Consider the following 17,236-nt stretch of genomic DNA (forward strand, 5'->3'; position numbering starts at 1 on the left):
GCAAGGAGCGACGCAATGATGAAAAAGGTGTTGGCCCTGTGCCTGAGCGGCTATTCCGCGCTGGCGATCGCCGGCTTTGACGTGGTGGCGCTGGGCGTCGATGGCGGCGTCAGCGACGGCAACCTGACTTCCTACCTGATCCGCAGCGACAATCAGCCGCAGTATGTGGCGCTGGACGCCGGTTCGCTGCTGCCGGGCATCGCCAAAGGACTGGAGAAGGGCAGCTTCCCGCAGGTGTCGCCCGAGCTGGCCGCGCCTTATACGCCGCAGGGCTATGTGTTCCGGCAGTTGATTGGCAGCTACTTTATCAGCCACGGCCATCTGGACCACGTGGCGGGGCTGATCGTCGGCTCGCCGGAAGACAATAAAAAAACCGTTTACGCCCAGGCGGACACCGTGCTGACCTTGCGTAATCACTACTTTAACTGGAAGGCCTGGCCGAACTTTACCGACGCCGGCAACGGTGCGCGGCTGGGCACCTACCGGCTGCAAACGGTGCGGCCGCAGCAGCGGTTTACCCTCGGCCTGACCGGGTTGACCGGCGTGATGTACCCGCTCAGCCACGATCGCTACCCGTCGTCGATGCTGCTGATTTCCAACGGCAACGAGTTCTTCGCCTATTTCGGCGATACCGGGCCGGATAAGGTGGAGCAGTCGCGCGATCTCGATACCGTCTGGCGCACGCTGGGGCCGCTTGTCGAGCAGAAAAAGCTCAAAGGCATGATTATCGAAACCTCTTATCCCAACGGGGTGGAGGACAAACATCTGTACGGCCATTTGACGCCGGCCTGGCTGCTGAAGGAGCTGAAGAACCTGACGCAGTACAGCGGCGGCGAAGGCTCGCTGAACGGTCTGCCGGTGGTCATCAGCCACATCAAGCCCAGCCTGAAGCAGGGCGAAGACGCGCGCGCCGCCATTGCGCAGCAGCTGGCGCAGGGCAACGATCTGGGGGTGAAATTCATCCTGATGGCGCAGGGCGACCGACAGACATTTTGACTATGAAGAGAGAAGAGAATGCGTAACCTCGATCTGGAACAACTGATCAACACGGAACTGAACGCTGCGGCGTTTCAGGACTACGCCCCCAACGGTTTGCAGGTAGAGGGGCGTGCGCATGTACAGCGTATCGTGACCGGCGTCACCGCCTGTCAGGCGCTGCTGGACGCCGCGGTGGCGCATCAGGCCGACGCGATTATCGTACACCACGGCTATTTCTGGAAAAACGAGGCGCCGGCGGTACGCGGCATGAAACGCAATCGCCTGAAAACGTTGCTGACCCACGACATCAACCTGTACGGCTATCATTTGCCGCTGGACGCGCATCCGGTGCTGGGCAACAACGCGCAGCTGGCGCAGGCGCTGGGCATTCGGGTGATTGGCGAGGTCGAGCCGCTGGTGCCGCACGGCGAATTTGAACAGCCGCTGACCGGCGAAGCGCTGCAGCAGCGTATCGAAAGCCGGCTGGGGCGCGCGGTGTTGCACTGCGGCGATAACGCGCCTGAGCACATTCGCCGGGTGGCCTGGTGCACCGGCGGCGGCCAGGGCTTTATCGACAGCGCGGCGCGCTTTGGCGTCGATGCTTTTATCAGCGGTGAAGTCTCTGAGCAGACCATCCACAGCGCGCGCGAAATGGGCGTTCACTTCTTCGCCGCCGGTCACCACGCCACCGAGCGCGGCGGCGTGAAAGCGTTGGGAGAGTGGCTGGCTCAGCACCACGGCTTTGATGTGACCTTTATCGATATCCCGAATCCCGCCTGATTTCTTCTTCCCCGGATCCAGCCCGGCCTGTGCGCCGGCTGAATCCTTTTACCGTGCTATTTCCTTATTTTCCCTATGGTTGCGTTCTATTGACAGCCGGGGCCGCGTCACGCATAACTGGTGTGTTTTTCATCGCGATAATAATAAGGAGAATAAGGGTGCAACAAGCACGATGTTACCTGTTGGGTGAAAGAGCGGTGGTGCTTGAACTGTCGCCGCCGGTGACGCTGCCCAGCCAGCGGCGCATTTGGGCGCTGGCGGAAAAGCTGAATCACCATCCCGACGTGCGGGAAGTGGTGCCGGGGATGAATAACCTGACGCTGTTGCTGCATACGCCGCAGGCCGACGCCGAAGCGATGCTGGCATTGCTGCAGCAGGGGTGGGAGAGCAAAGAGAGCCTGACGCCGGAATCGCGTCAGGTGGATATTCCGGTTATCTACGGCGGGGAACAGGGCCCCGACCTGGATGAGGTGGCGCGTCATACCGGCATGACGCCGCAACAGGTGGTGGAATGCCACGCGGCGGCGGCCTATGTGGTCTATTTCCTCGGCTTTCAGCCGGGCTTCTCCTATTTGGGTGGCATGCCGGAACAACTGGCGACGCCGCGCCGTGCTGAACCGCGTCTGGCGGTGGCGGCCGGCTCCGTCGGCATCGGCGGTGGCCAGACCGGCATCTATCCGCTGGTGACGCCCGGTGGCTGGCAGCTGATTGGCCGCACGCCGCTGGCGCTGTTCAATCCGCATGAAATGCCGCCGACGTTGCTGCGCCCGGGCGATAACGTACGCTTCGTGCCACAGAAGGAGGGCGTATGCTGATTATTCTGCGTGCCGGCATCTATACCACGGTGCAGGATTTGGGCCGCGAGGGATTCCGCCGTCTGGGCATCAGCACCGGCGGAGCGCTGGATCAACCGGCGCTGAAGATAGCCAACCTGCTGGTGGGCAATACGCCGGAGGCCGCCGGGCTGGAGATCACCCTCGGCCAGTTCAGCGCCGAGTTTACCCGCTCTGGCTGGATCGCCCTGACCGGCGCCGGCTGCGACGCGCAGCTGGACGGCAAACCGCTGTGGACCGGCTGGCGCTATCCGGTGAGAAAGGGGCAGCGGCTGGCGCTGGGCACGCCGAAACGCGGCATGCGCAGCTACCTGGCGATCTCCGGCGGCATCGCCGTGCCGGAAATGCTGGGCTCGCGCAGCACCGATATGAAAGCCGCCTTTGGCGGATGCGAGGGGCGTAATCTGAAGGACGGCGACCGGTTGCCGCTCGGCAAATCTGCCGCTCAACCGCAGCATTCCTGCGGCGTGAAGCAACTGCTGTTCACCAATCGCATCCGCGCGTTGCCGGGGCCGGAGTACGCTGAATTCAGCGAAGAGGCACAGGAGACGTTCTGGCGCGCCGCTTGGCAGCTCAGCCCGCAGAGCAACCGCATGGGTTACCGTCTGCACGGCGGCACGCCGCTGGAGCGCACCACCGACCGCGAGATGCTGTCGCACGGCCTGTTGCCCGGCGTGGTGCAGGTGCCGCACAACGGCCAGCCGATCGTGCTGATGGCCGATGCGCAAACCACCGGCGGTTACCCGCGTATTGCCTGCGTGATCGAAGCCGATCTCTACCATTTGGCGCAGATCCGACTCGGCGAACCGATCCACTTCGTTCTCTGCTCACTGGCGGAGGCGCAGCGCGCCAAGGCCGAGCAGGATCTCTTTCTTCGACAGATTGCCTGGGGGTTACATGATCGTTGATTTGAACGCCGATCTCGGCGAAGGCTGCGCCAACGACCAGGCGCTGCTGCAATTGGTGAGCTCGGCCAACATCGCCTGCGGCTTCCACGCCGGCGATGCGCAGACCATGCGTCAGTCGGTGCGCTGGGCATTGGAGTACGGCGTGGCGATCGGCGCCCACCCGAGTTTTCCCGATCGGGAGAACTTCGGCCGCACCCGCATGCAGCTGCCGCCGGAAACGGTGTACGCGCAGGTGGTGTACCAGCTCGGGGCGCTGGCGGCTATCGCCCGCGCCGAGGGCGGAGTGATGGTGCACGTCAAGCCGCACGGCATGCTGTACAACCAGGCGGCGGTTGAGCCGGCGCTGGCGGAAGCGATCGCCCGGGCGGTGCAGGCGGTCGATCCGGCGCTGCGGTTGGTGGGGCTGGCCGGCAGCGAGCTGATCCGCGCCGGGGAAAAGCTCGGTCTGACCACCCGGCAGGAGGTGTTCGCCGATCGCGGCTACCAGGCCGATGGCACACTGGTGCCGCGCGGCTTGCCGGGGGCGCTTATCGAGGACGACGAGCAGGCGCTGGCGCAAACGCTGGAGATGGTGCGCCATCACCGGGTGCGCAGCGTGGATGGCGTCTGGACCGCGGTTCAGGCGGAAACCGTCTGCCTGCATGGGGACGGCGAGCATGCGCTGGCGTATGCGCGCAAGCTGCGGGACAGTTTTGTCCAGCAGGGGATCCGCGTCAGCGCGGAGCAGTAAAGCAAGACACAACATCACAAGCAAAAAACTATTAGAAAATATCGAGGGAAGACTATGGAACAGGCCGTGAATCTCTGGCCACTGATCGGCATCGCCGCTATCGTGGTCGGGTTTGTATTGCGTTTCAACCCGGTGCTGGTGGTCATCGCCGCCGGCATCATCACCGGTCTGGCGGCGCTGATGCCGCTGGACGTCATTCTGGAAAAGCTCGGCGAAGGCTTTCTCAACACCCGTAACCTGCCGCTGATCCTGCTGCTGCCGCTGGCGGTGATCGGTCTGCTGGAGCGCCACGGGTTGAAAGAGCGGGCGCAGGCGTGGATCGCCAAGATCAAAAGCGCCACCGCCGGCCGGCTGCTGATCGTGTACCTGTTCGTGCGCGAGATTACTGCGGCGATGGGCTTGACCAGCCTGGGCGGGCACCCGCAGATGGTGCGGCCGCTGCTGGCGCCGATGGCAGAAGGGGCGACGGAAAACCGCTACGGCGAGCTGCCGGAGCGCACCCGCCACCGCCTGCGCGCCATGTCGGCCGCCACCGACAACGTCGGGCTGTTCTTCGGCGAAGATATCTTCGTGGCCTTCGGCGCGATCATCTTCATGCACAACTTTATGCTGGAGTCCGGCGGCATTCAGACCGAGCCATTGCATATCGCGCTGTGGGGCATTCCGACCGCCATTTTCGCTTTCCTGATCCACGCTTTCCGGCTGTATCGGATGGATAAACAGCTGAGCGCCGAGCTGGCGCAGCTGAATCAGGCGGCGCTGCAGGCGAAGGGGGAAGCACGATGAACTTCCAGCAACAATATCTCTACTGGCTGGCCGGCGCGGTGCTGCTGATTGTGGCGGTGATGTCCTTTCGCGATCGCGCCAACCCGCGCCGCATCACCACCGGGCTGTTTTGGGGGCTGTACGGCCTGGTGTTCCTGGTCGGCGACTGGACTTACCGCCTGCTGGGCGATGTGCTCGGCGAAGGCAGCAACGAGAAACGCATGCTGCACATCATCGTTGGCGTGGTGGTGGTGGTGATGGCCCTGATCGCCGGCTTCGGCGGCGTGCGCCTCGGCAGCTATCATCAGCGAACGCCGCAGGAGCGCGAGGCCAGCGCCAAGCGGTTGGGCAACAGGCTGTTTATCCCCGCCCTGGCGATCCCGGTGGTGACGGTGATCGGCGTGCTGCTGTTCAACAACGTGCCGGCGTTGCAAAGCGCAGTGTTCGGCAGCGGTAACCACGCGACGCTGATCACGCTGTTCTCGATGACCGTCGGCTGCCTGATTGGCCTGGCGATCGCGGTGAAAATGACCCATGAGAAGGCGTTGCAGCCGGTGCAGGAAGCGCGGCGCCTGCTGGATTCGATCGGCTGGGCGTTCATTCTGCCGCAGATCCTCGCCACGCTGGGCCTGCTGTTTACCGTCGCCGGCGTCGGCACCGCGATCTCGCATTTAACCCAGGAGTATCTGGCGGTGGATAACCGCTTTATCGCCGTGGCGGTCTACGCTATCGGTATGGCGGTGCTGACCATGGTGATGGGCAACGCCTTCGCCGCGTTCCCGATCGTCACCGCCGGCATCGGCATTCCGATCCTGGTGCTGCAACACGGCGGCAACCCGGCGGTGATGGCGGCGATCGGCATGTTCTCCGGCTATTGCGGCACCCTGATGACGCCGATGGCGGCGAACTTCAACATTGTGCCGGCGGCGCTGCTGGAGCTGCCGGACAAGAATGCGGTGATCAAGGCGCAGGTGCCGACCGGCGTGCTGCTGCTGTTGGTTAACGTGTTCCTGCTGTATTTCCTGATGTTCCTGTAGGAGTAAGGATGCAAAAAGTATTGATTACCGGCTTCGAGCCGTTTGGCGGTGAGCGCCTCAACCCTTCCTGGGAAGTGGTGAAGCAGCTCAACGATCTGGAACTGGTCGGTACGCGCATTGTGGCGCGCCAGCTGCCGTGCGTGTTCGGTGCGGCGCTGGAGGCGCTCAACGCGGCGATCGATGAGGTGCAGCCGCTGATGGTGTTGGCTGTCGGCCAGGCCGGCGGCCGCACCGATATCACGATTGAGCGGGTGGCGATCAACGTCGACGATGCGCGCATTCCCGACAATCAGGGGCAGCAGCCGGTGGACGAGCCGATCGTCGCCGGCGGCCCGGCGGCCTATTTCAGCACCTTGCCGATCAAGGCGATGGTCAGTTCGATGCGCGAGGCCGGCATTCCGGCCTCCGTTTCGCAGACCGCCGGCACCTACGTGTGCAACCATGTCATGTATGGCTTGTTGCACCGGCTGAGCGGCCAGCGCGAGGTGAAGGGTGGGTTTATTCATATCCCGTACCTGCCGGAACAGGCGGCGGCGCACCCCGGCGCGCCGAGCATGGCGGCCTCGACGGTGCTGTTTGCGCTGGAGCTGGCCGTTTCCATCGCTTTGCAGGTGGAGCACGATCTGAAAGTGGCGGGCGGTGCAACGCATTAAGCCTGATAATCCCCGGCGCATCGGGCTGCGCCGGGTCTACGTAAGGAGTGGTCTATGCCGGAAGGACCGGAGATTCGCCGGGCGGCGGACAAACTGGCGGCAGCGGTGATCGATCAGCCGCTGACCGCCGTCGATTTCGCTTTTCCTCAGCTGAAACATTATCGCCAGCGTTTGCTCGGCGAGCGCATCGTCGCCATCGAGCCGCGCGGCAAGGCGCTGTTGACCCACTTTTCCAACGGGCTGACGATGTACAGCCATAACCAGCTGTACGGCGTGTGGAAAGTGGCGGCGGCGGGGGAGACGCCGGAGACCAAGCGCGATCTGCGGGTGCGGCTGGAAACCGCCCACCGCGCGATATTGCTCTACAGCGCTTCCGATATTACCGTCGGGCCGCGCGAGGAAATAGAGCAACACCCGTTTTTGCAACGCATCGGCCCCGATGTGTTGGACATGTCGCTGACGGTAGACGATGTGGCGGAGCGGTTGCTGACGCCGCGTTTTCGCCGCCGGCAACTGAGCGGCATGCTGCTCGATCAGGCGTTTCTTGCCGGATTGGGCAACTATCTGCGCGCCGAAATCCTGTGGCAGGCCGAACTGGCGCCGCAGCACAAACCGCAGGATCTGACGCCAGAGGCGCTGCGCCACCTGGCGGAGGCATTGCTGGCGGTGCCGCGCCTTTCCTACCAGACGCGCGGGCAGGCGGATGACAACCGTCATCACGGCGCGCTGTTTCGCTTCAAGGTGTTTCATCGCAGCGGCGAGCCGTGCGAACGCTGCGGTGGGATGATCGTGCGCACCGAGTTGTCGTCGCGGCCGTTCTATTGGTGCCCGGGCTGCCAGAAATAGCCAAAAAAAACGCCGCCCGAAAGGGCGGCGCTGTACGTTTCAGCCGGGAAGGCGGCTTACTTGTTTTTCAGCTGGGATTTGAAATCACGCTCGGCATAGCCGGTGTACAGCTGACGCGGACGGGCAATTTTGATGCCTTCGTCGTGCATTTCGTTCCAGTGGGCGATCCAGCCGATGGTGCGCGCGATGGCGAAGATGACGGTGAACATGGAAGAAGGAATGCCCATCGCCTTCAGGATGATGCCGGAGTAGAAGTCGACGTTCGGGTACAGTTTCTTCTCGATGAAGTACGGGTCGTTCAGCGCGATGTGTTCCAGCTCCATCGCCACCTGCAGCAGGTTGTCGTCCTTCTTGTTCAGCTCTTTCAGCACTTCGTGACAGGTTTCGCGCATCACGGTGGCGCGCGGATCGTAATTCTTGTACACGCGGTGGCCGAAGCCCATCAGGCGGAAGGAGTCGTTCTTGTCCTTGGCGCGTTTGATGAACTCTGGAATGTGCTCGACGGTCTTGATCTCTTCCAGCATTTTCAGCGCCGCTTCGTTGGCGCCGCCGTGCGCCGGTCCCCACAGGGAGGCGATGCCGGCCGCGATGCAGGCGAACGGGTTGGCGCCGGAAGAGCCGGCGGTGCGCACGGTCGAGGTGGAGGCGTTCTGCTCATGGTCGGCGTGCAGGATCAGGATGCGATCCATGGCGCGCTCCAGCACCGGGTTCACCACGTACTCTTCGCACGGGGTGGCGAACATCATATGCAGGAAGTTGCCGGCATAGGACAGATCGTTGCGCGGATAAACGAACGGCTGGCCCAGGGAGTATTTGTAGCACATCGCCGCCACGGTCGGCATTTTGGACAGCAGACGGAACGCGGTGATTTCACGGTGACGCTCGTTGTTAACGTCCAGCGCATCGTGGTAGAACGCCGCCAGCGCGCCGGTCACGCCGCACAGCACCGCCATCGGGTGCGAGTCGCGACGGAAGCCACGGAACAGATGGGTGATCTGGTCGTGGATCATGGTGTGGCGGGTCACGGTGGTCTTGAAGGTTTCGAATTCTTCCGGCGTTGGGGTCTCGCCGTACAGCAGGATGTAGCACACTTCCAGGTAGGAAGATTCTTTCGCCAGCTGCTCGATAGGGAAGCCGCGGTGCAGCAGCACGCCTTTGTCGCCGTCGATGAAGGTAATCTTGGATTCGCAAGAAGCGGTGGAGGTAAAGCCGGGATCAAATGTGAAATAACCTTTGGAACCCAGAGCGCGGACATCGAGGACATCGGGGCCCAGTGTCGGTGTCAATACGCCCAGTTCGATCGGAGCTTCGCTGTCATTAATGGTTAGCGTCGCTTTCTTATCAGTCATTTACTGTCTCCTTAGCGCCTTATTTTAAAAACCACTAACAACTGAAATACCTTAAATCTCTGCAGGTTGCCCGCAAAAAAATGGTGCGGACGCTAACTCTGTGAGCGACTGCGCAACTGTGCGCGGGTAGGGTACAGAGTGCTGACCAGGCGAACGAGACGGGTGACCAGTTGTTAACGATTCATAGTAATTCGTTATAGTCTGTTAATCTTACCTATGAGCTGTTCGAAGAGATGTGAACCTATCCCAATAATCTGTTTTTATGTGCTTTATTTGCTTTTGACGCCGGCAAACTCGAGCGGGAAACAACGGCTATTGGGATAGGTTCGCCAAATACACTGTTGCATAACTCGAACCCGGGAGGAAGTGTATCTGCTGACCCATAGCGCATCATAGGACCGTTTGTGCCCCTATATGTAATGGAAATGTTGATCTCTTGTCAAATCAGATAATTAATTTTGCACTAATTGTGAAATCCGTGATCTGAATCACTGTTCGGGGGAAATGTTATCAAAGCGGTTGTATGAGAATTGTAATCAGAATGTGATCCTCCTATACTGCCGCCAGGTCTCCGGATTACCCTGAAGTAGGAGCACCCAGCGTTATAAATGCGCGCCGTTTGAGCACAGAGGATGTTGATGTTTGAGCGCGTGACGTGTAAGGGTTTTAGGCTCTTAACGCTGTCTGATCCCCGCCCAGGCCCGGAGGAAGGAAAATAATAAGAGCTGTGTGGGCAAATACGTGAAAAAACAACGACCTGTCAACTTGGATCTGCAAACGATCCGGTTCCCCGTAACTGCGATAGCGTCTATCTTACACCGAGTCTCTGGCGTAATTACCTTCGTTGCCGTGGGTATCCTCCTCTGGCTGCTGGGCCTGTCACTCTCTTCCCAAGAGGGGTTCCTGCAGGCGGCCGCCATCATGAATAGCTTCATCGTCAAATTCATATTCTGGGGCATCCTCACGGCGCTGGCCTATCACATTTGCGGTGGCATCCGTCACTTGTTAATGGATTTTGGCTATATCGAAGAGAGTTTGGCCGCCGGCACCCGTTCCGCCCAGGTGGCGATCGGTCTGACCGTCGTGCTGTCAGTTCTGGCTGGAGTCCTCGTATGGTAAACAACGTTTCTGCATTAGGGCGCAACGGCGTGCACGATTGGCTGCTGCTGCGCGCTTCCGCTATCATCATTACCCTGTACGTCCTGTATATCCTGGGCTTTTTCGTCACGGCTCCGGAACTCACTTATGACATCTGGCGCGGTTTCTTCGCCACTTCCATTACGAAAGTGTTCACTCTGCTGACCTTGCTGTCGATTCTGGTGCACGCCTGGATCGGGCTGTGGCAGGTGCTGACGGACTACGTCAAGCCGCTGGCGGTTCGCCTGGTGTTGCAGCTGGCTGTCGTGGTCGCGTTGCTGGTCTATTTACTGTACGGAACAATCGTAGTGTGGGGTGCTTAAATGAAACTGCCAGTCAGAGAGTTTGATGCCGTCGTAATCGGCGCCGGCGGTGCGGGCATGCGTGCCGCGCTGCAAATTTCCCAAGCGGGCTCGACCTGTGCCCTGCTGTCCAAAGTTTTCCCGACCCGTTCCCATACCGTGTCCGCACAGGGCGGCATCACCGTCGCGCTGGGCAACAGCCACGAGGACAACTGGGAATGGCATATGTACGACACGGTGAAAGGTTCCGACTATATCGGTGACCAGGACGCCATCGAATATATGTGTAAAACCGGCCCGGAAGCGATTCTGGAACTGGAACACATGGGGCTGCCGTTCTCTCGTCTGGACGACGGTCGCATCTATCAGCGTCCGTTCGGCGGCCAGTCGCTGAACTTCGGCGGCGAGCAGGCGGCGCGTACCGCAGCCGCAGCCGACCGTACCGGCCATGCGCTGCTGCACACCCTGTACCAACAGAACCTGAAAAACCACACCACCATCTTCTCCGAGTGGTATGCGCTTGATCTGGTGAAAAACCAGGACGGCGCGGTGGTCGGCACCACGGCTATCTGCATCGAAACCGGTGAAGTGGTTTACTTCAAAGCCAAGGCCACCGTGCTGGCGACCGGCGGCGCAGGCCGTATTTACCAGTCCACCACCAACGCCCACATCAACACCGGCGACGGTGTCGGCATGGCGCTGCGCGCCGGCGTGCCGGTGCAGGACATGGAAATGTGGCAGTTCCACCCGACCGGCATCGCCGGCGCGGGCGTGCTGGTGACCGAGGGTTGCCGCGGCGAAGGCGGTTACCTGCTGAACAAACACGGCGAGCGCTTCATGGAGCGTTATGCGCCGAATGCCAAAGATCTGGCGGGCCGCGACGTGGTTGCCCGTTCGATCATGATCGAAATCCGCGAAGGCCGCGGCTGCGACGGTCCTTGGGGCCCGCACGCCAAGCTGAAGCTGGATCACCTGGGTAAAGAGGTGCTGGAATCCCGTCTGCCGGGCATTCTGGAACTGTCCCGCACCTTCGCGCACGTCGATCCGGTGAAAGAGCCGATCCCGGTTATCCCAACCTGTCACTATATGATGGGCGGCATTCCGACCAAGGTGACCGGTCAGGCGCTGACCGTGAACGAGAAAGGCGAAGACGTGGTGATCCCGGGGCTGTTCGCCGTGGGCGAAATCGCCTGCGTATCGGTGCACGGCGCCAACCGTCTGGGCGGCAACTCGCTGCTCGACCTGGTGGTGTTCGGCCGTTCCGCCGGTATGCACCTGCAGGAATCGCTGGAAGAGCAGGGCGTGAGCCGTGACGCCAGCGACTCCGACGTGGAAGCCTCGCTGGACCGTCTGAACCGTTGGAACAACACCCGTTCCGGCGAAGACCCGGTTGAAATTCGCAAAGCGCTGCAGTCTTGCATGCAGCACAACTTCTCGGTATTCCGCGAAGGCGATGCGATGGCCAAGGGCCTGGAAGAACTGAAAGTGATCCGTGAACGTCTGAAGAACGCACGCCTGGACGATACCTCCAGCGAGTTCAACACCCAGCGCATCGAGTGTCTGGAGTTGGATAACCTGATGGAGACTGCGTATTCCACCGCCGTGTCGGCCAATTTCCGTACCGAGAGCCGTGGCGCACACAGCCGCTTCGACTACCCGGAACGCGATGACGCCAACTGGCTGTGCCATTCGCTGTATCTGCCGCAATCGGAAAGCATGACGCGCCGCGAAGTGAACATGCAACCGAAGCTGCGCCCGGCATTCCCGCCGAAAGTGCGTTCTTACTAATTGCGGAGATCGACAGATGAAACTCGAATTTTCCATTTATCGCTACAATCCGGATGTCGACGACGCCCCGCACATGCAGGACTACACCCTGGAAGCGGAAGAAGGCCGTGACATGATGCTGCTGGATGCGTTGATCCAGCTGAAAGAAAAAGACCCGACCCTGTCGTTCCGTCGCTCATGCCGCGAAGGCGTGTGCGGTTCCGACGGCCTGAACATGAACGGTAAAAACGGCCTGGCGTGCATCACCCCGGTTTCGTCGCTGCGCAAAGGCAACGGCAAGATCGTGATCCGTCCGCTGCCGGGCCTGCCGGTGGTGCGCGATCTGGTGGTGGATATGGGCCAGTTCTATACCCAGTATGAAAAGATCAAGCCTTACCTGCTGAACGACGGCAAGAACCCGCCGGCGCGCGAGCACCTGCAGTCGCCGGAGCAGCGCGCCAAGCTGGACGGTCTGTACGAGTGCATTCTGTGCGCCTGCTGCTCGACCTCTTGCCCATCGTTCTGGTGGAACCCGGACAAGTTCATCGGCCCGGCCGGTCTGCTGGCGGCGTATCGCTTCCTGATCGACAGCCGTGACACGGAAACGCAAGAACGTTTAGATGATCTGGACGACGCTTTTAGTGTTTTCCGCTGCCATAGCATTATGAATTGTGTCAGTGTATGTCCTAAAGGCTTGAACCCGACGCGTGCTATCGGGCATATCAAGTCCATGCTGCTGCAACGCGGCGCATAAACGGAATGAGATGCTGCGCCGGGCTCTTTTCCGGCGCACGTCCCATAGGGGAGGGAACCTCTAAAAACTGACCCGCGGCTGCGGCGCTATGCAGCCTGGTTCTTCCGCCGGTTTTTAGAGGTTCCTTGTAAGGGACCGCAAGGTCCATAACAGAACGTATCGGGCCGTCATGGCCGCAAGTACGTCGAGTGAACCGTTTTACGGCAAACCGTATTCATCACGGTAATTATGTTAACCACGGCGAAAACTAAAGCTTCAAAGCTTAAGGGATCATGATGCAGAACGGCGCAATGAAGGCCTGGCTGGATTCCTCCTATCTGGCGGGCGCGAACCAGTCTTACATAGAGCAGCTCTATGAAGACTTCTTAACCGATCCGGGTTCCGTTGAAGATAGCTGGCGTTCCATTTTTCAACAGCTACCAACCGCGGGTGTCAAACCCGATCAGCTTCACTCTCAAACGCGCGATTACTTCCGCCGCCTGGCGAAAGACTCCGCGCGTTACAACACCACCATCACCGATCCGGAAACCGACGCCAAACAGGTCAAGGTACTGCAGCTGATCAACGCCTTCCGCTTCCGCGGGCATCAGCATGCCAACCTCGATCCGCTTGGCCTGTGGCAGCGCGAGCAAGTTCCTGACCTTGATCCCGCTTACCACAACCTGACCGAAGCCGATTTCCAGGAAACCTTCAACGTGGGCTCTTTCGCCATCGGCAAAGAAACCATGAAACTGGGCGATCTGTACGCCGCGCTGAAGCAGACCTACTGCGGTTCGATCGGTGCGGAATACATGCACATCACCAACACCGAAGAGAAACGCTGGATCCAGCAGCGCATCGAATCGGTGGTGGGGCGCGCCAGCTTTACCGCCGACGAAAAACGCCGTTTCCTGAACGAGCTGACCGCGGCGGAAGGCCTGGAACGTTACCTGGGCGCCAAATTCCCCGGTGCCAAACGCTTCTCGCTGGAAGGCGGCGACGCGCTGGTGCCGATGCTCAAAGAGATGGTGCGCCACGCCGGTAAGAACGGCACGCGCGAAGTGGTGTTGGGCATGGCCCACCGCGGCCGTCTGAACGTGCTGATCAACGTGCTGGGCAAAAAGCCGGCCGATCTGTTCGACGAATTCGCCGGCAAGCATAAAGAACACCTCGGCACCGGTGACGTGAAATATCACCAGGGCTTCTCCTCCGACGTGGAAACCGAAGGCGGCATGGTTCACCTGGCGCTGGCGTTCAACCCGTCGCACCTGGAGATCGTCAGCCCGGTGGTCATGGGATCGGTACGCGCCCGTCGCGATCGTCTGGACGAAGCGCGCAGCAACATGGTGCTGCCGATCACCATCCACGGCGACGCCGCCATCACCGGCCAGGGCGTGGTTCAGGAAACCCTGAACATGTCTCAGGCTCGCGGCTACGAAGTGGGCGGCACCGTGCGCATCGTCATCAACAACCAGGTTGGTTTCACCACCTCCAACCCGCTGGATGCGCGCTCTACCGAATACTGCACCGACATCGCCAAAATGGTTCAGTCGCCGATCTTCCACGTTAACGCGGACGATCCGGAAGCCGTGGCCTTCGTCACCCGTCTGGCGTTGGATTTCCGTAACACCTTTAAGCGTGACGTGATGATCGATCTGGTCTGCTACCGTCGCCATGGGCACAACGAGGCCGACGAGCCGAGCGCCACCCAGCCGGTGATGTATCAGAAGATCAAGAAACACCCTACGCCGCGCAAAATCTACGCTGACGTTCTGACCGAGCAGAAAGTGGCCAGCCTGGAAGATGCCACGGAAATGGTCAACCTGTACCGCGACGCGCTCGACCGCGGCGATTGCGTGGTTGAAGAGTGGCGTCCGATGAACCTGCACTCCTTCACCTGGTCACCGTACCTGAACCATGAGTGGGACGAAGAGTACCCGAGCAAGGTTGAGATGAAGCGTCTGCAGGAACTGGGCCGCCGCATCAGCACCGTGCCGGAAGCGATCGAAATGCAGTCGCGCGTGGCGAAAATCTACGCTGACCGCGCCGAGATGGCCGCAGGCAACAAGCCGTTCGACTGGGGCGCCGCCGAAACGCTGGCCTACGCCACCATGGCGGATGAAGGCATTCCAATCCGCATCTCCGGCGAAGACGCCGGCCGCGGCACCTTCTTCCACCGTCACGCGGTGGTGCACAACCAGAAAAACGGTTCGGTCTACGTTCCGCTGGCGAACATCCACAGCGGCCAGGGCGAATTCAAAGTTTGGGACTCCGTGCTGTCTGAAGAAGCGGTGCTGGCGTTCGAATACGGCTACGCGACGGCGGAACCGCGCACGCTGACCATCTGGGAAGCGCAGTTCGGCGACTTCGCCAACGGCGCACAGGTCGTTATCGACCAGTTCATCAGCTCCGGCGAGCAAAAATGGGGCCGTATGTGCGGCCTGGTGATGCTGCTGCCGCACGGCTATGAAGGCCAGGGCCCTGAGCACTCTTCCGCGCGTCTGGAACGCTATCTGCAGCTGTGCGCAGAGCAGAACATGCAGGTGTGCGTCCCGTCCACGCCGGCGCAGGTTTACCATATGCTGCGTCGCCAGGCGCTGCGCGGTATGCGTCGTCCGTTGGTGGTGATGTCGCCGAAGTCGCTGCTGCGTCACCCGCTGGCGATTTCTTCGCTGGACGAGCTGGCCAACGGCACCTTCCTGCCGGCGATCGGCGAGATCGACGACTTGGATCCGAAAGCGGTCAAGCGCGTCGTGCTGTGCTCCGGCAAGGTCTACTACGACCTGCTGGAACAGCGTCGCAAGAACGAGCAGAAAGACGTGGCCATCGTGCGTATCGAGCAGCTGTATCCGTTCCCGCATCAGGCCGTTCAGGCCGTGCTGGAGCAATACTCGCACGTGCATGATTTCGTCTGGTGTCAGGAAGAGCCGCTGAACCAGGGCGCCTGGTACTGCAGCCAACACAACTTCCGTGAAGTGGTGCCGTTCGGGGCTTCTTTACGTTACGCAGGACGTCCGGCCTCCGCTTCTCCGGCGGTGGGCTATATGTCCGTACACCAGAAGCAGCAGCAGGCTCTGGTGAACGACGCGCTGAATATTGACTAATGTTCGCTCGCTTGCCGGCCGAGGGGCCGGCAAGCAGATGATAAAAAACTTAAGGGAAAGCTAAATGAGTAGCGTAGATATTCTGGTTCCTGACCTTCCTGAATCGGTTGCCGATGCGACCGTAGCCACCTGGCACAAAAAACCGGGCGACAGCGTGCAGCGTGATGAAGTCCTGGTTGAAATCGAAACCGACAAAGTGGTGTTGGAAGTGCCGGCCAGTGAAGCGGGTATTCTCGATGCTATCGTGGAAGAAGAGGGCGCGACCGTACTGTCTCGCCAACTGCTCGGCCGCATCCGCCCAGGCGACAGCTCCGGCAAGCCGACCGCCGAGAAGAACCAGGAGAAAGAATCCACTCCTGCACAGCGCGCTACCGCGAGCCTGGAAGAAGAAAGCAATGACGCGCTCAGCCCGGCGATTCGCCGCCTGATCGCCGAACACGACCTCGATGCCGGCGCCATTAAAGGCACCGGCGTAGGTGGCCGCATCACCCGTGAAGACGTGGAAGCGCACCTGGCCAAAGGCGGCGCCGCTGCCAAACCGGCCGCCGCCGCTGAAGCCGCACCGCAGCCTGCTCTGGCCGGCCGCAGCGAAAAACGCGTGCCGATGACCCGCCTGCGCAAACGCGTCGCCGAGCGTCTGCTGGAAGCGAAGAACAGCACCGCGATGCTGACCACCTTCAACGAAATCAACATGCAGCCGATCATGGACCTGCGCAAGCAGTACGGCGAAGCCTTCGAGAAACGCCACGGCGTGCGTCTGGGCTTCATGTCCTTCTACATCAAGGCGGTGGTTGAAGCGCTGAAGCGCTTCCCGGAAGTGAACGCGTCGATCGACGGTTCCGACGTGGTTTACCACAACTACTTCGACATCAGCATCGCGGTTTCTACCCCGCGCGGCCTGGTGACGCCGGTACTGCGTGATGTGGACGCCATGAGCATGGCTGACATCGAGAAGAAAATCAAAGAGCTGGCCGTTAAGGGCCGCGACGGCAAACTGACCGTGGAAGAGCTGACCGGCGGTAACTTCACCATTACCAACGGCGGCGTATTCGGCTCGCTGATGTCCACCCCGATCATCAACCCGCCGCAGAGCGCCATCCTGGGCATGCACGCCATCAAAGATCGCCCAATGGCGGTCAATGGCCAGGTGGTGATCCAGCCGATGATGTATCTGGCGCTGTCTTATGACCACCGCCTGATCGACGGTAAAGAATCCGTCGGTTATCTGGTGACGGTCAAAGAGATGCTGGAAGATCCGGCTCGTCTGCTGCTGGACGTCTAGTAACCCTTGCCGGGCGCGGCGTGCCGCGCCCG

The 17,236-nt window shown here is 60.8% G+C and carries 16 protein-coding genes; 15 read left to right on the forward strand and 1 reads right to left on the reverse strand.

The annotated features are described in order from the left end of the window. Window positions 1–15: 15 nt before the first annotated feature. From AC6BYQ_RS11690 to nei, 9 genes are all read left to right on the forward strand, one after another. Entirely contained in the window at window positions 16–996 is a 981-nt protein-coding gene (locus tag AC6BYQ_RS11690; RefSeq protein WP_019454044.1) for an MBL fold metallo-hydrolase, read from the forward strand. Between the two features lie 18 nt (window positions 997–1,014). Continuing rightward, complete coding sequence (locus AC6BYQ_RS11695; RefSeq protein ID WP_019454043.1) at window positions 1,015–1,758, forward strand: type 2 GTP cyclohydrolase I; 744 nt, start codon at window positions 1,015–1,017, stop codon at window positions 1,756–1,758. Between the two features lie 158 nt (window positions 1,759–1,916). Beyond that, window positions 1,917–2,573 carry a 5-oxoprolinase subunit PxpB gene (gene pxpB / locus AC6BYQ_RS11700; RefSeq protein WP_025160036.1) on the forward strand — a complete coding sequence of 219 codons (657 nt, stop codon included), beginning with the start codon at window positions 1,917–1,919 and terminating at the stop codon, window positions 2,571–2,573. Further along, entirely contained in the window at window positions 2,567–3,499 is a 933-nt protein-coding gene (gene pxpC / locus AC6BYQ_RS11705) for a 5-oxoprolinase subunit PxpC (RefSeq protein WP_063918906.1), read from the forward strand. Before pxpB ends, pxpC begins: the two co-directional genes overlap by 7 nt. Continuing rightward, on the forward strand, window positions 3,489–4,229 hold the full coding sequence (gene pxpA, locus AC6BYQ_RS11710; protein ID WP_498056899.1) for a 5-oxoprolinase subunit PxpA: 741 nt from the start codon (window positions 3,489–3,491) through the stop codon (window positions 4,227–4,229). Before pxpC ends, pxpA begins: the two co-directional genes overlap by 11 nt. 54 nt (window positions 4,230–4,283) lie before the next feature. Then, the gene (locus tag AC6BYQ_RS11715; RefSeq protein ID WP_016928734.1) at window positions 4,284–5,015 is read left to right on the forward strand and encodes a DUF969 domain-containing protein; all 732 of its coding nucleotides are present in this window, start codon (window positions 4,284–4,286) and stop codon (window positions 5,013–5,015) included. After that, window positions 5,012–6,031, forward strand: a complete 1,020-nt coding sequence (locus tag AC6BYQ_RS11720) for a DUF979 domain-containing protein (RefSeq protein ID WP_498056900.1) — start codon at window positions 5,012–5,014, stop codon at window positions 6,029–6,031. Before AC6BYQ_RS11715 ends, AC6BYQ_RS11720 begins: the two co-directional genes overlap by 4 nt. A gap of 8 nt (window positions 6,032–6,039) precedes the next feature. Then, window positions 6,040–6,684: a pyroglutamyl-peptidase I gene (pcp, locus tag AC6BYQ_RS11725; RefSeq protein ID WP_019454038.1), complete on the forward strand. Its 645-nt coding sequence runs from the start codon at window positions 6,040–6,042 to the stop codon at window positions 6,682–6,684. Window positions 6,685–6,738: 54 nt separating this feature from the next. Beyond that, window positions 6,739–7,530, forward strand: coding sequence for an endonuclease VIII (gene nei, locus AC6BYQ_RS11730; protein ID WP_197667255.1), 792 nt, complete (start codon window positions 6,739–6,741; stop codon window positions 7,528–7,530). 56 nt (window positions 7,531–7,586) lie between these two features. Here nei and AC6BYQ_RS11735 read toward each other — a convergent pair whose 3' ends face one another. Further along, on the reverse strand, window positions 7,587–8,879 hold the full coding sequence (locus tag AC6BYQ_RS11735) for a citrate synthase (protein WP_016928730.1): 1,293 nt from the start codon (window positions 8,877–8,879) through the stop codon (window positions 7,587–7,589). Between the two features lie 729 nt (window positions 8,880–9,608). Here AC6BYQ_RS11735 and sdhC point away from each other — a divergent pair. The 6 genes from sdhC to odhB all read left to right on the forward strand — a co-directional run bounded on the left by sdhC (window position 9,609) and on the right by odhB (window position 17,204). After that, window positions 9,609–9,998 (forward strand): succinate dehydrogenase cytochrome b556 subunit, encoded by a 390-nt coding sequence (gene sdhC / locus AC6BYQ_RS11740; protein WP_004939893.1) that lies wholly within the window; start codon window positions 9,609–9,611, stop codon window positions 9,996–9,998. Continuing rightward, the gene (gene sdhD / locus AC6BYQ_RS11745) at window positions 9,992–10,339 is read left to right on the forward strand and encodes a succinate dehydrogenase membrane anchor subunit (RefSeq protein WP_004939891.1); all 348 of its coding nucleotides are present in this window, start codon (window positions 9,992–9,994) and stop codon (window positions 10,337–10,339) included. The genes sdhC and sdhD overlap by 7 nt, the downstream gene beginning before the upstream one ends. Then, a complete protein-coding gene (sdhA, locus tag AC6BYQ_RS11750) occupies window positions 10,340–12,106 on the forward strand; it encodes a succinate dehydrogenase flavoprotein subunit (RefSeq protein ID WP_015376974.1) in 1,767 nt (588 codons plus the stop codon). A 16-nt stretch (window positions 12,107–12,122) separates the two neighbouring features. Beyond that, the gene (locus AC6BYQ_RS11755) at window positions 12,123–12,839 is read left to right on the forward strand and encodes a succinate dehydrogenase iron-sulfur subunit (protein ID WP_015376975.1); all 717 of its coding nucleotides are present in this window, start codon (window positions 12,123–12,125) and stop codon (window positions 12,837–12,839) included. 275 nt (window positions 12,840–13,114) lie between these two features. Further along, window positions 13,115–15,922 carry a 2-oxoglutarate dehydrogenase E1 component gene (sucA, locus tag AC6BYQ_RS11760; protein WP_004939884.1) on the forward strand — a complete coding sequence of 936 codons (2,808 nt, stop codon included), beginning with the start codon at window positions 13,115–13,117 and terminating at the stop codon, window positions 15,920–15,922. 64 nt (window positions 15,923–15,986) lie between these two features. Continuing rightward, window positions 15,987–17,204 carry a 2-oxoglutarate dehydrogenase complex dihydrolipoyllysine-residue succinyltransferase gene (odhB, locus tag AC6BYQ_RS11765; protein WP_498056901.1) on the forward strand — a complete coding sequence of 406 codons (1,218 nt, stop codon included), beginning with the start codon at window positions 15,987–15,989 and terminating at the stop codon, window positions 17,202–17,204. The last annotated feature ends 32 nt before the right edge of the window (window positions 17,205–17,236 follow it).

The organism is Serratia sp. LTN-2 (genome assembly GCF_059740205.1).

Bases quoted from the DNA above. Each gene is read 5' to 3' on its own strand.
- AC6BYQ_RS11690 (WP_019454044.1), top strand. From the start codon at position 16: ATGATGAAAAAGGTGTTGGCCCTGTGCCTGAGCGGCTATTCCGCGCTG.
- AC6BYQ_RS11695 (WP_019454043.1), top strand. From the start codon at position 1,015: ATGCGTAACCTCGATCTGGAACAACTGATCAACACGGAACTGAACGCT.
- pxpC (WP_063918906.1), top strand. From the start codon at position 2,567: ATGCTGATTATTCTGCGTGCCGGCATCTATACCACGGTGCAGGATTTG.
- pxpA (WP_498056899.1), top strand. From the start codon at position 3,489: ATGATCGTTGATTTGAACGCCGATCTCGGCGAAGGCTGCGCCAACGAC.
- AC6BYQ_RS11715 (WP_016928734.1), top strand. From the start codon at position 4,284: ATGGAACAGGCCGTGAATCTCTGGCCACTGATCGGCATCGCCGCTATC.
- AC6BYQ_RS11720 (WP_498056900.1), top strand. From the start codon at position 5,012: ATGAACTTCCAGCAACAATATCTCTACTGGCTGGCCGGCGCGGTGCTG.
- pcp (WP_019454038.1), top strand. From the start codon at position 6,040: ATGCAAAAAGTATTGATTACCGGCTTCGAGCCGTTTGGCGGTGAGCGC.
- nei (WP_197667255.1), top strand. From the start codon at position 6,739: ATGCCGGAAGGACCGGAGATTCGCCGGGCGGCGGACAAACTGGCGGCA.
- AC6BYQ_RS11735 (WP_016928730.1), bottom strand. From the start codon at position 8,879: ATGACTGATAAGAAAGCGACGCTAACCATTAATGACAGCGAAGCTCCG.
- sdhD (WP_004939891.1), top strand. From the start codon at position 9,992: ATGGTAAACAACGTTTCTGCATTAGGGCGCAACGGCGTGCACGATTGG.
- sdhA (WP_015376974.1), top strand. From the start codon at position 10,340: ATGAAACTGCCAGTCAGAGAGTTTGATGCCGTCGTAATCGGCGCCGGC.
- AC6BYQ_RS11755 (WP_015376975.1), top strand. From the start codon at position 12,123: ATGAAACTCGAATTTTCCATTTATCGCTACAATCCGGATGTCGACGAC.
- sucA (WP_004939884.1), top strand. From the start codon at position 13,115: ATGCAGAACGGCGCAATGAAGGCCTGGCTGGATTCCTCCTATCTGGCG.
- odhB (WP_498056901.1), top strand. From the start codon at position 15,987: ATGAGTAGCGTAGATATTCTGGTTCCTGACCTTCCTGAATCGGTTGCC.